Annotated in this window: 10 protein-coding genes; 7 read left to right on the forward strand and 3 right to left on the reverse strand. The window is 49.7% G+C overall.

Annotation, left to right across the window (positions count from 1 at the left end):
* Positions 1–15: 15 nt before the first annotated feature.
* Both C5S61_RS16150 and C5S61_RS16155 read right to left on the reverse strand, forming a co-directional pair.
* Positions 16–1,401: a CpXC domain-containing protein gene (locus tag C5S61_RS16150; protein WP_110516425.1), complete on the reverse strand. Its 1,386-nt coding sequence runs from the start codon at positions 1,399–1,401 to the stop codon at positions 16–18.
* A gap of 154 nt (positions 1,402–1,555) precedes the next feature.
* The gene (locus C5S61_RS16155) at positions 1,556–3,127 is read right to left on the reverse strand and encodes a TolB-like translocation protein (RefSeq protein WP_110516427.1); all 1,572 of its coding nucleotides are present in this window, start codon (positions 3,125–3,127) and stop codon (positions 1,556–1,558) included.
* 313 nt (positions 3,128–3,440) lie between these two features.
* Between C5S61_RS16155 and C5S61_RS16160 the strand changes: the two genes are divergently transcribed.
* From C5S61_RS16160 to C5S61_RS16180, 5 genes are all read left to right on the forward strand, one after another.
* Positions 3,441–3,998, forward strand: a complete 558-nt coding sequence (locus C5S61_RS16160; protein ID WP_054534994.1) for a sigma-70 family RNA polymerase sigma factor — start codon at positions 3,441–3,443, stop codon at positions 3,996–3,998.
* Positions 3,995–4,531, forward strand: a complete 537-nt coding sequence (locus C5S61_RS16165; protein ID WP_110516428.1) for a hypothetical protein — start codon at positions 3,995–3,997, stop codon at positions 4,529–4,531. Before C5S61_RS16160 ends, C5S61_RS16165 begins: the two co-directional genes overlap by 4 nt.
* Positions 4,528–5,457, forward strand: a complete 930-nt coding sequence (locus C5S61_RS16170) for a bactofilin family protein (RefSeq protein ID WP_110516430.1) — start codon at positions 4,528–4,530, stop codon at positions 5,455–5,457. The genes C5S61_RS16165 and C5S61_RS16170 overlap by 4 nt, the downstream gene beginning before the upstream one ends.
* Before the next feature lie 75 nt (positions 5,458–5,532).
* Positions 5,533–6,021 carry a gluconokinase gene (locus tag C5S61_RS16175; protein WP_110516432.1) on the forward strand — a complete coding sequence of 163 codons (489 nt, stop codon included), beginning with the start codon at positions 5,533–5,535 and terminating at the stop codon, positions 6,019–6,021.
* 36 nt (positions 6,022–6,057) lie between these two features.
* Positions 6,058–6,474: an SWIM zinc finger family protein gene (locus C5S61_RS16180; RefSeq protein WP_110516434.1), complete on the forward strand. Its 417-nt coding sequence runs from the start codon at positions 6,058–6,060 to the stop codon at positions 6,472–6,474.
* A 281-nt stretch (positions 6,475–6,755) separates the two neighbouring features.
* On the opposite strand, the gene panC is transcribed toward C5S61_RS16180, so the two are convergent.
* Positions 6,756–7,586 carry a pantoate--beta-alanine ligase gene (panC, locus tag C5S61_RS16185; RefSeq protein WP_110516437.1) on the reverse strand — a complete coding sequence of 277 codons (831 nt, stop codon included), beginning with the start codon at positions 7,584–7,586 and terminating at the stop codon, positions 6,756–6,758.
* 624 nt (positions 7,587–8,210) lie between these two features.
* Between panC and C5S61_RS16190 the strand changes: the two genes are divergently transcribed.
* Both C5S61_RS16190 and C5S61_RS16195 read left to right on the forward strand, forming a co-directional pair.
* Positions 8,211–9,689, forward strand: coding sequence for a pectinesterase family protein (locus C5S61_RS16190; RefSeq protein ID WP_110516439.1), 1,479 nt, complete (start codon positions 8,211–8,213; stop codon positions 9,687–9,689).
* 229 nt (positions 9,690–9,918) lie between these two features.
* Complete coding sequence (locus tag C5S61_RS16195) at positions 9,919–11,352, forward strand: cellulose binding domain-containing protein (RefSeq protein WP_110516441.1); 1,434 nt, start codon at positions 9,919–9,921, stop codon at positions 11,350–11,352.
* Positions 11,353–11,396: the final 44 nt, after the last annotated feature.

The raw sequence follows: 11,396 nt of genomic DNA on the forward strand, positions 1-11,396 counted from the left end.
CTCATCCTTCATAGCTTAAAACAGCAGGCTCGCTGATTCGCGGGCGACTTGGCGCAAGCGATCAACAACTTCTTTACGGCCTGCTTTTTCCATTTGTTCGGCCAATTCGTTAACTTCCTTAACGAAATCGCCGTTGACCAAGGCCATGTTTTTGCGCAGCAACTTGGTAGCATCGCCAGCAGTTTCAGCGCTCAACAATTGATTGATCAAGCGTTCTTGTGGAGTCATGGCCTCTTGCAACACTTCAGCAGCAGTTTGGCGCAACAGAATCAATTGCTCGGCAATAATTTGCTGATTGGTGCGCATCGCTGCATTCAAGTTGGCATCAATCACCACGAAGAAGGCTTCGCTCAACTCTTTATTCCGCTCAGTCAACAAGGCTCGTGGATCTTCTGCTTGCAAGGCATCGCGCAAAAGACCATTGGCTTTTTCAAAAATTGCTTGCGCTTCTGCATCCATGCGTTCGAGGGTGCTGTAAATATGCTCGCGGCGGGCTTGGGCAGCAGCTTGCTCTGCCTCAGGCAAGGCAGCAATTTGCGCATCCCAAGCTTCGAAGGTTTCATCATCGATCAAGGGGCGATAATTGCTAATCACATCTTCGAGGCTTGCATCATCTGCATCGCGCAAGGCAGCAACCACATCTTCGACAGCTGGCTCTTGCAAGCCTGCGGCAACCGGATCAAAGCCACTCAATTGCATCACTCGTTGGCTCAACTCGCCAATCATTTCGGCACTATCTTCGCGGCCTTGTTGCAATGCTGCTTCGATGTAAGAGTTGAGGGTCAAGAAAAATTCGCCATCAAGTGCAGCTTTATTATCAGCCACCACTTGCGCCAATGTACCTTCAGCTGAATCAAGCAAATTGGCGGCCCGATCGGCTTCGAGAGCTTCGGCGAGTTGGCTTAGCAACTCAACCCGTTGGCGTTGCGCTTGCATCGCTTCTTTGGTAATGCCTTCGCTTTCCAGTAGCGTTTCAATCAACGTTTGCATCGTCATAAAGCGCCGTGGCGTGAGCAAATAGCCGCGCGGAGCATCTGCTGGCAACAATTGCATAGCCACTTTGGAAGCCTCGCCAACGAAGCGTTCTTGTTCTTCTGGTGGCAAGTTTAATTCTTGGGGAAAAAGCGTCCAGAAGAATTTCTTTTCAGGATCATGATAGATCAGCGGTGAGGCCAACATGCCGCCAGCGCCACAATTGGGGCAGACAGCGACATTTAATTGACCTGAAAGCATCGCACCTTTTAATTCGGGCTGCACCCCAACATCAACGTATGTCCAAAGTGCCACCACAAACGGCGTTTGGCAATTTTGACAGCGAATCTGAACCCGCTGTGGCGGCACGACTGGCCGCTGCGGGCCACCTTGGGTGGTTTCGTCCAGCCCTTGTGGTGGATTGGTCATTGAGTGATTCCTTTCAACGAACACGATTAAAAGCCACTATGCATTATACGCGAGGTTGCAGCAGAATACTATTAGTAGGCTGTTGGATTCAATTAACCAAAAACCCCACGCTTGCATTACCAAGCGTGGGGCCTTCAACTATGCTGCTGGTTGCTTATTTGGATGTGATTGGAATATACACTCGGGCTTGCTCAGTGCTAATGCGGGTCGCATACACATTTCGATAACCATCGGCCACCGTACCACCACGGAACACAACAAACGAGCTATCATTGCTGATTCGAAACGGTATGGGGCCACTTAGCGCATCAAAATCTGGATGCCCAGAAACAAATGGCACTAAGCTGTTCAATGCTAAAGGTCGCGCCGAGCCATCAATTGGGGTGCTAAGCAATGCGTGTTGCATAGTATTGCCACTCAAAGCCCGATACACGACTTTTGAGCTATCAGGAGTAATTTCAATCGAAGGAATGTTAACGCGCCCATAGCTATTATTGTTAATTTGAACTTGTGGTTGCGAACCATCAACTGGCACGCTCATTAGGTTGTTGGTTACAAACACAACCCGACTACTATCAGGACTCAAGAAGAAATTATAGTTAACAGGATAATCCTCTTCTGGTTGATCCAAGCGAATTCCAGTCCCACCTACACTTGGAATACTCCATAAACCAGTAAAGCCGGTATAGGTCGCAGCATAGGTGTAGATGACCGTTTGACCATCGGGCGTGATTTGAAAACTTCGCACTTGACCTTCAGGATCAGTATGTTGGCTGCTCAAATTCGTCACAAGGCCATCACTCAAGCGCACTGAATGCAGCCGATGATCAGCCGTAAATGCTGCCATTGTGTCGCCTAGATAAAAAGAATTGATTGCGTTTGATGCAAAAAGTAGCGTTGGGGTAACACTCGTATGGGCAACTGCATATAAGCCAGCAGGGTGGCCGGTTTCTGAAAAGGTAGTCGTGTAGAGAATATGCGTCTGATTGATTTGAGCATATTGATAGATACTGGAGTTCAGAGCGTATTGATCAAGCGCTACTTTAGCCCCAGTTAGCGGATTAACGCGATAGATGATGCGATCAGCCTCATTGGTAGCTTGAATCTCAATTAAGAAAGCTGAACCATCGCTCGCGAAGTAGCCCCCATTGACACTATGCACATTTTCAAACAGCGTTTGATGGTTGCTGCCATCAAGATTTACCGAATAGACCGAATAGACTGACATATTCTGGGCATTTCTGCTGCTTACATGGTAGATGAGTGTGGCAAACTGGGGATTGCGGCTAAACCCGGTAATTTGACTATTTGCAGGCAAATTGAGGCTGAGCAAGCGAGGAGTGCCACCAGTAATTGGCACTGTATACAATTGGCGTTGGCTATCGTTGCTATGGCGAGCAATATAGATCACATTTTTGCCATCAGCACTAAGTTGAAGGCCATAGTCAAGCCGTAAATCTTCGCTTGATAGGGCTGGATTGAGCTTGATACGATCAGTCCCATCAGCATTAATACTATACAGGCTTTGATTGTTATGGCCTGGCTTAAGCCCGCTCACATAGACGATTCGCCCAAATTGCGAACTCAATTCCATGGTTAAAACGGTTTCAGTCTCGGGATTAAGCTGTTGCAGGCCGTTTGGTTGGGGTTGTTGGGCCGCAACACTGCTTAAAAGCCAACTAAGCATTGCCATAATGGCAATAACGCGTAAAAACCAACGTCGCATAGTTCACCTCACTCAAATAAAACGTTTGAGCGGTGCAGGCAGTAGCTTGTTTAAATTAACAGTTGGGATTTATGGGCGAGGTACGACCTTGCTCATCTCATCTGTGCAACACCATGCACGCTCATCGAGAGTGAGTCTACCACAGAGCTTTAGGATGTCAATCACCAATAGTAAGCACCATTTTTGCCATTTAGGCCATCCTTAGGTACCATGGCGAGTATCACACCGATGGGAATCCAAAAATCCCCTCTTGACAATGAAACATTACCCTTGCTCAGCGCGTACCGAGTATAGTGGTGCGAGGTAGAACCGCGTGACAGAGATCAATAGTGAAGAATTGACGCTGGTGCGGGCGACAATTCGTGGCGACCAAATTGCATTTCAACGGATTGTCGAATTGTACCAGGGGCCAATTTTCAACTTGGCCTACCGGATGTTGCACGATGGCCATGAGGCCGAAGATGCAGCCCAAGAAATTTTCATCCGGGCGTATACCAAGCTTGAAACGTTCGATCAAAGCCGCAAGTTTTCTACATGGCTCTTTTCAGTCGCATCGAACTACTGCATTGATCGCTTACGGCGACGGCGACCGATAGTGCCACTTGATGATTTGGCGTTTGCCCTACCAAGTACCGATGATGGCCCTGAACGCTCAGCATTGCGTGGTGAGTTGCGCGATGCCGTCCAGCGTGCCTTAGCCACTCTGCCCGATCATTATCGGCTGGTGGCAGTGCTACGCTACTGGAACGATCTCTCCTATCAAGAGATCGAAAATATTACGGGGCTATCAGAAAGTGCGGTTAAAACCCGGCTCCATCGTGCTCGCAACATGGTGGCCGCTGCGTTGGATAAACAAGGAGCAGAGCTATGACATGCCGTTCGATTCGCGAGCTACGCGCTCAGCAACCAGATGACCCTGACGACCAACAATTGATTTCTCGTCATGTACAGGAGTGCCCAATGTGCCTCGATGAACTTGGGCAATTGCCCGCCGTCTTAGCCGCTCCTAAATCGGCTATTCCACCGCCAAATTTTGCCGCCAGCTTAATGGCAAAATTACCAGCGACTCCTGCGCTTGCAGCAACTCAAGCCCGTAGCCGTGCCTTACGTCAACGTGTGCTGTGGGGTGTGGCTCTGGGCTTCGTCGCATTAATCGTCCTGTGGGGCGGTTATGGGGTCTTGTTCGATAGCTCATTGCCTGCAGCAACCTTTGGCGGGGTTGATTCAAGTGCAGGCCGCGGGGTTATGGCCTTGACCTTAGCAGGGAAGCCGATGGCGGCAACCCTTGGCTTAATTGGCATCCCTTTGCTCCTTGGGGTGCTTGTGCTTGCAGGTGCAGCACTGATGATCTGGCGACGTTTGTTGACCCCTTCACCGGCGCTGCTTGTGGAGGTAGAACAATGAAACGCAATCCACGAGCTTTCTTATTTGGCTGGATCATTCTAGCCCTGATTATTATTGCCTCCCCAACGTTTGTGTTTGCCCAAGCGCTACGTACTGATGGTGATGCCTTGGTGGTTCGCGCTGGCACAACTGAAGGTGGCGACATTGCAACCATCAGCCAACCAATTGTGATCGATGGTGTGGTTGAAGGCGATGTAACCTCGGTCACAGGCTCGATCATCGTCCGTGGCTCAGTCGAAGGCGATGTAGTCAGTTTGTTTGGTAACGTTACCTTCGAAGCAGATTCGATTGCCCAAGGCAATGTGATGGCAGCTACCGGCGAAGTTCAGATGCAATCGGGAGCCGATGTTGCCCAAGCTGGAGCCGTTTTCAATGGCAATCTCAGCGATAGCGGCGCAGCAGCGCTCTTACCAGTCGAAGGCAATCAAACGCTTAACACTTCAACGCGGGTCATTCTGGCAGTGGTTTTGGCAATTTTGGCCACGATTATTGCTAGCTTGTTGAGCTTGATTTGGCCACGCTCATTTGCCAGCGGCGCACAAATTATTCGCTTAGCAACTCAACGCGCGTTGGGCTTGGGCCTCGTCTGGTCGGTGCTTTCGGTGGTGGTGGTTGGGGGCATTGCATTGCTCTTGATCTTCTCGTTGGTTGGCTTGGCAGTCTTGCCAGTGTTATTGCTGATTGCCCAAGTGCCTTATTTGATTGGGCTGGCAGCAATCGCCATGGTGATTGGCCAACAGCTCAAATTACATGGGCCAGCAGCGGTTTTGGTTGGCAGTCTAGCGATTGTGCTACCAGCAATTGGTTTGGCAGCAATCAGCTTGCCCGCCGCGTTTGTCTGGTTCTATCTTAGCTCTGGGGTCGGCATTGGCGGCATGTTCTTGCTGCGCTCGACGGTCGTTCAACGCCATAGCCTTCAGTTCTGAATACAGCAACAACCGATTATCATTTGAGAGGGTTGGTTTGTACCAACTCTCTCTTTTGGCTTAAATGGAGTTGTTATGGTGATTGTGGTTATGGGCGTGAGCGGGGTTGGCAAAACAACGATTGGGCAGCAATTGGCGGCAGCCCAAGCCTGGCAATTTATCGATGCAGACGATCTGCACCCTGAAGCGAATCGCCAAAAAATGGCGAGCGGCCAGCCATTAACCGATGCCGATCGGTGGCCATGGCTGGCGTTGGTGCGCCAACAAATTGAGGCTGCATGCGAGCAAAACCGTAGTTTGGTCTTGGCATGCTCGGCCTTGCGCGCCGAATATCGGGCCTATTTGCAGATTAATCAACAGGTGCATTTTGTGCATTTGGTTGGCGATCCAGCCTTAATTCAAGCACGTTTGCAACAACGCAGCAATCATTTTATGCCCAGCAGCCTGTTAACCAGCCAATTGGCAACCTTGGAAATGCCCAGCAATGCACTGACCCTTAACGTCGATGCTGAACCAAATACGCTTGTTGGGAGTATTCAGCAGTGGATTCGCGGTTTAGAATAGTTGCAGACATAACACGAGGTAGATATGGAGTTTCCCGTGGTTTCTGAGGCTCAGATTCAGGCAATCGCAGGCACAGTCAACTTTGAACAGGGCTTGGAATATTTCGAGCAGGGCATGGTCGCAGCTGTCCAAGCCCATGGCGCAAGCATTCAGGCCTCGGTTGTTGATCATACTAATAGCCACTATCTGGTTATTATCAAAACTTACTCTGTTCAGCAGATTACAATCCAATGCACATGCGCAGCTCAGGCGAGCGAGTTTTGCGCTCACGGCGTGGCGGTGCTGCTCTTTTTGAGCTATTGCCCCGAGCAAGTTCTGCCAGAAACAGCATCCAAGGTGACGCTCGATGAGCTTGAGGCAGGCCAATTGCGCACCTTGTTGCGTGATGTTGCTGAGCAACACCCAGAAGTGAGCGATTTGGTTGACGAGCGGATTGAGCGCCTCGGCTTTTAGCCTAGCAAGAGAAACTTTAACGCAGCGGCGCAGAGACAATCAGGCTATAGGCTGAAGGCTATTTGTACTGGTACATCAGGTTAACCACCACGTGATCCCCTCACCCCAACCCCTCTCCCGTGGCGCGGGCGAGGGGCTTTAATCCCGTGGTTCTGCCGCAATACGTCGTTGAACAATGGGTGCTCCCCTCGCCCGCGTTCAGTGGGAGAGGGGCTGGGGGTGAGGGCATGCTCCGGTTTTCAACTCAATGTACCAGTAGATATCGCCTATAGCCCAAGCACTTACAATATCAAATTATCAATCAGCCGAGTTTTGCCAATGCGCACCGCCAACGAAACCAATGCGCCACGTTGATCGATGCTGGTCAATTCTTGCAAGCTTTGCGGATCGGCAATGCTCACATAATCGACGTTGGCCAATGGCTCTTGGTTGAGGGCTGCCAGCATTAATTGGCGCACTGCTTCTGCATCGGTTTGGCCTGCTGCGTAGGCGGTTTGGGCAGCAGTCAAGGCGCGATAGAGCACTGGAGCCGCTGCCCGTTGCTCAGGTGTAAGATAACTATTGCGGCTGCTCAGCGCCAAGCCATCAACCTCGCGAATGGTTGGTGCAATCACCACGTCAACTGGTAGCGCCAAATCGCGCACAAATTGGCGAATAACCACGGTTTGCTGGGCATCTTTTTGGCCAAAATAGGCTTTGGTTGGTTGCACAACATTGAATAATTTGGTTACAACCGTGGCCACGCCGCGAAAATGGCCAGGTCGACGTGCGCCTTCTAGGGGTGCGGTCACGCCTTCCACATCAACATAGCTGCTAAACCCAGCAGGATACATTTCCTCGACACTTGGCATCCAAACCAAATCACAGCCAGCTTCGGTTAATAACTCAAGGTCGCGCTGGGGATCGCGTGGATAACTAGCAAAATCTTCATTTGGGCCAAACTGGGTTGGATTAACGAAAATCGAGACAATCGCTACGCCATTTTCGGCCTTGGCTTGTTGCACCAAACTCAAATGGCCAGCATGCAAAAAGCCCATGGTTGGCACAAAACCAACATTGGCCCATTGGCGACGAGCCGCCCGAACTTCGTCAATTGTGGTCACGACCTGCATGAATCATTCCTCATCGATAAAACAAACGCTACCAAATATCTTAATTCAATCTGTCGCAAAGTGCCAAATCGTGCATTTTGTAACGGAAATTTTTAATTATTTCCAAATTATTCATAACAATTAATTGCATCCAAAACTTCTTTTTCAGGCTATATCTTGGTTTAGAAACGCTGTTTATGCTATAGACCTGATCGCAATATGAAAAAATTCTAAAAAATTAAGTTGCTTTAATTATTTGAATATGTTAGCATCATGAGCATATGAACAAATTTGCATGCTTGTAGATATATTCCAATGATTGAAATAAGTTTTCATGCATGTAATTTGTTTTACCATGCAATATAAATAATCATTTAATTTGCTTGTTGATATTTTTATTGAGAATTGTTCTTGATCAAATTATCAAGCAAGTGTAATTAATCTTGCATCCTGAGGCTACGATGATTGTTTAATTTATGTTTCATATGCTAGATTGGAACCGGTCTCTTTAGCAATACTATTAATAATCATTTTGGTTTGGCTGCATATAATTCAATTCTGCTTCAATTATTCGTTACTGCCAAGGCTAAACCAAACAAGCTCTTTTTTTAGGTCACACTTTTAATCTTTATTAAGGATTCATCGATGAATCAATTTAATCGGCGTGATTTTTTACGACGTTTAGGCTTTGTTGCCACCGGCATTGCTGCCAGCCAATTGGATCTTTCGCTCGTTGCAGGCCAAAGCACGAGCATCGTTGTTGCCAAAGATGGCAGTGGCGCGCATACCACCGTGCAAGCGGCAATCAACGCTGTGCCCACCAATAACCCCAATCGCGTGGTGATTTTCATCAAAAACGGCACCTACAAAGAAGTCATTACGATTCCCAACAACAAGCCAAAAATTACGCTCTATGGCCAAAGCCGCGATGGCACGGTGTTGACCTATGACAACTACGCCAGCAAAACCAAGCCCGACGGCACAACCTACGGCACAAGCGGCAGCGCCAGTTGCTATTTCTACGCCAACGATTGCAATGCAACCAACCTCACGATTCAAAATAGCGCAGGCAATGTTGGTCAAGCAGTGGCCCTGTATGCCAGCGGCGACCGCCTGAATTTTCGCAATGTGCGCATGTTGGGCTATCAAGATACGCTGTATGCAAATGCAGGGCGACAATATTACAACAACTGCTTAATTCAGGGTGCTGTTGATTTTATTTTTGGCAATGCCACTGCGGTGTTTGATAGCTGCCAAATTGTAAGCAACGGCCAAGGCTATATCACCGCTCACTCGCGGACGGCCAGCAGTCAAACAACTGGCTATGTCTTTACCAATTGCAGCGTCACTGGCTCCAGCAATACCTTGACCTACCTTGGCCGACCGTGGCGACCATATGCGCGGGTGATTTTCCTCAATAGTAATCTTGGCTCGCATGTACGGCCAGCAGGTTGGGATAATTGGGGCAATAGCGCCAACGAAGCAACCGCCTATTACGGCGAGCAAGGCAACACTGGCGGCGGTGCAAGCCTCAACAATCGCGTTGGTTGGATGAAAAAACTCACGAGCCAACAAGCCCAAAGCTTCAGCACTGCCACCTTTCTGAATAACGATGGCTGGCTAACCACCTCTGAACAATACCTGAGTGGCTTGATCCAAAGTGGTTTTCCTGGCACAACCCCAAATCCAACCCCAGCCCCAACCGGCTATTTCAAGTTGATCAATCGCCAAAGCGGCAAGGCGCTCGATGTTGCCGCCAAATCGACCAGCAACGGTGGCAATGTACAGCAATGGGCCGATAACGGTGGGGCAAATCAACAATGGCAAATCGTTGATGTTGGGAGCGGTTTCAAGAAAATTATTAATCGCCATAGTGGTTTGGCGCTTGAAGTAGCTGGTGGATCAAAAGCCAGTGGCGCAAACGTGCAGCAATGGAGTTATGGCGGCACGGCGCATCAGCAATGGCAAGTGCTCGACGCAGGTGGCGGCTATTTCTATGTCGTCAATCGCAATAGCCAACAAGCGCTTGATGTAGCGGCAGGCTCCGGCACGGATGGAGCAAACGTGCAGCAATGGGGCTATACAGCTGGCGCTTGGCAACAATGGCAGTTGATCGCGATTTAAGAACATAGAACAAAGAGCATAGAACATAGTAAGTAGGGGTCAGGGGCTAGGGGTCAGGGGTCAGAACATAGAACAAAGAGCATAGACCATAGGGATCGGGGATCGGTCGTTGGGGATCGGAACGTTTAACCACAAAGAACAAAACTAGAATAATCATATTTCTGCTTTGTTCTCCGGCTCCCCAATTCCCGACAACCAACCCCCAATCCCTCATACAAGGAGTTTTACCATGAAATTAACCACCGCTCGACGCTGGATTATTGCAAGCGGATTAGCGACCGCTCTGATTGGTGCCATCAAAAGCCCAATTACCAACGCTCAAGCTGGCCTCAGCTGCCAAGTCAATTATGCAATTACCAATCAATGGGGCAGCGGCTTTCAAGCAGATGTGGTGGTGCGCAACACTGGCACCAGCGCCGTCAACGGCTGGACTGTGGCTTGGAGCGCACCCAGCGGCCAACAAATTACCCAAAGCTGGAATGCGACCGTGACGCAAAGTGGTAGCCAAGTCAGCGCCAAAAACGTCGATTGGAATGCTAGCATTGCCGCTGGTGGCAACCAAAGCTTTGGTTTTACCGCCACGACAACTGGCAGTTTGGCCGTGCCAAGTAGTTTCGCGGTTAATGGCGTAGTTTGTGGTGGTGGCGTTAGCCCAACCGCGACATCGCCAGTAGCCACGGCAACCCGCACACCAGGGCCAACTGCAACCCGTACACCAGGGCCAACTGCAACCCGCACGCCTGTCGCCACGGCGACGGTTGTGCCGACGAATCCGCCAGTGAGCAATGGCCTAATTGGTTGGGCCACGGTTTCGGGCGCAGGCTTGAGCACAACCACTGGTGGCGCAGGCGGCAGCACGGTAACCGCAGCCAACTTTAGCGAATTGCAAAATTACGCCAAATCAAGCTCGCCAATGATTATTAAATTCTCTGGCAAGCTGCAAGGCACGCTCACAGTGGCCTCGAATAAAACCATCATTGGCAGCAACGGCGCGTTGATTCAAGGCAATGTGAAAGTTTCAAATTCACAAAACATCATTTTGCAAAATTTCGCGATCAACGGCAATAGCTGTGCTAGCTACGACGAATGCCGCGCTGGCAACGATGCCTTGGGCATTAGCAATTCACACCACGTTTGGGTTGATCATCTGACGATCACCAATGGCCAAGATGGCAACTTCGACATCAATAATGGCTCGGATTTCATCACCGTTTCGTGGAGCAAATTCGGCTATACCACCAACAAAGAACATCGCTTCTCGAATTTGATCGGCAGCTCAGATGATTCTGGCTCAACTGATAGCGGCAAATTGAACGTGACCTTCCATCATAACTGGTGGTTTGCAGGCGCAATGCAACGTATGCCACGCACGCGCTTTGGCAAAATTCACGTCTTCAATAACTTATACACTGCCACAGGCAACGATTACTGTGTAAGCTCAGGCTATCAATCCAAATTGTTGCTCGAAAAGAACGCCTTTATTGGGGTTAACACGCCACATCGCTTGCACGAAGGCGATCTCAAGGCAGTTGATAATCTCTACCAAAATACGACTGGCGATCGGATTAGCACTGGCGTAGCCTTCACCCCGCCATACAACTACAACGCCGAACAAGCTAGCACTGTCAATAGCTCAGTTCAAGCTGGGGCTGGGGCGAAGTAGTTGATTGGGGGTCGGGGATCGGTCGTTGGGGATCGGGCAATAGA

The sequence above is a fragment of the Herpetosiphon llansteffanensis genome (assembly GCF_003205875.1).
Taxonomy (GTDB): Bacteria; Chloroflexota; Chloroflexia; order Chloroflexales; family Herpetosiphonaceae; genus Herpetosiphon; species Herpetosiphon llansteffanensis.

Coding starts and splice junctions, on each gene's coding strand:
- C5S61_RS16155 (WP_110516427.1), bottom strand. CDS start 3,127: ATGCGACGTTGGTTTTTACGCGTTATTGCCATTATGGCAATGCTTAGT.
- C5S61_RS16190 (WP_110516439.1), top strand. CDS start 8,211: ATGAATCAATTTAATCGGCGTGATTTTTTACGACGTTTAGGCTTTGTT.
- C5S61_RS16150 (WP_110516425.1), bottom strand. CDS start 1,401: ATGACCAATCCACCACAAGGGCTGGACGAAACCACCCAAGGTGGCCCG.
- C5S61_RS16195 (WP_110516441.1), top strand. CDS start 9,919: ATGAAATTAACCACCGCTCGACGCTGGATTATTGCAAGCGGATTAGCG.
- C5S61_RS16175 (WP_110516432.1), top strand. CDS start 5,533: ATGGTGATTGTGGTTATGGGCGTGAGCGGGGTTGGCAAAACAACGATT.
- panC (WP_110516437.1), bottom strand. CDS start 7,586: ATGCAGGTCGTGACCACAATTGACGAAGTTCGGGCGGCTCGTCGCCAA.
- C5S61_RS16165 (WP_110516428.1), top strand. CDS start 3,995: ATGACATGCCGTTCGATTCGCGAGCTACGCGCTCAGCAACCAGATGAC.
- C5S61_RS16170 (WP_110516430.1), top strand. CDS start 4,528: ATGAAACGCAATCCACGAGCTTTCTTATTTGGCTGGATCATTCTAGCC.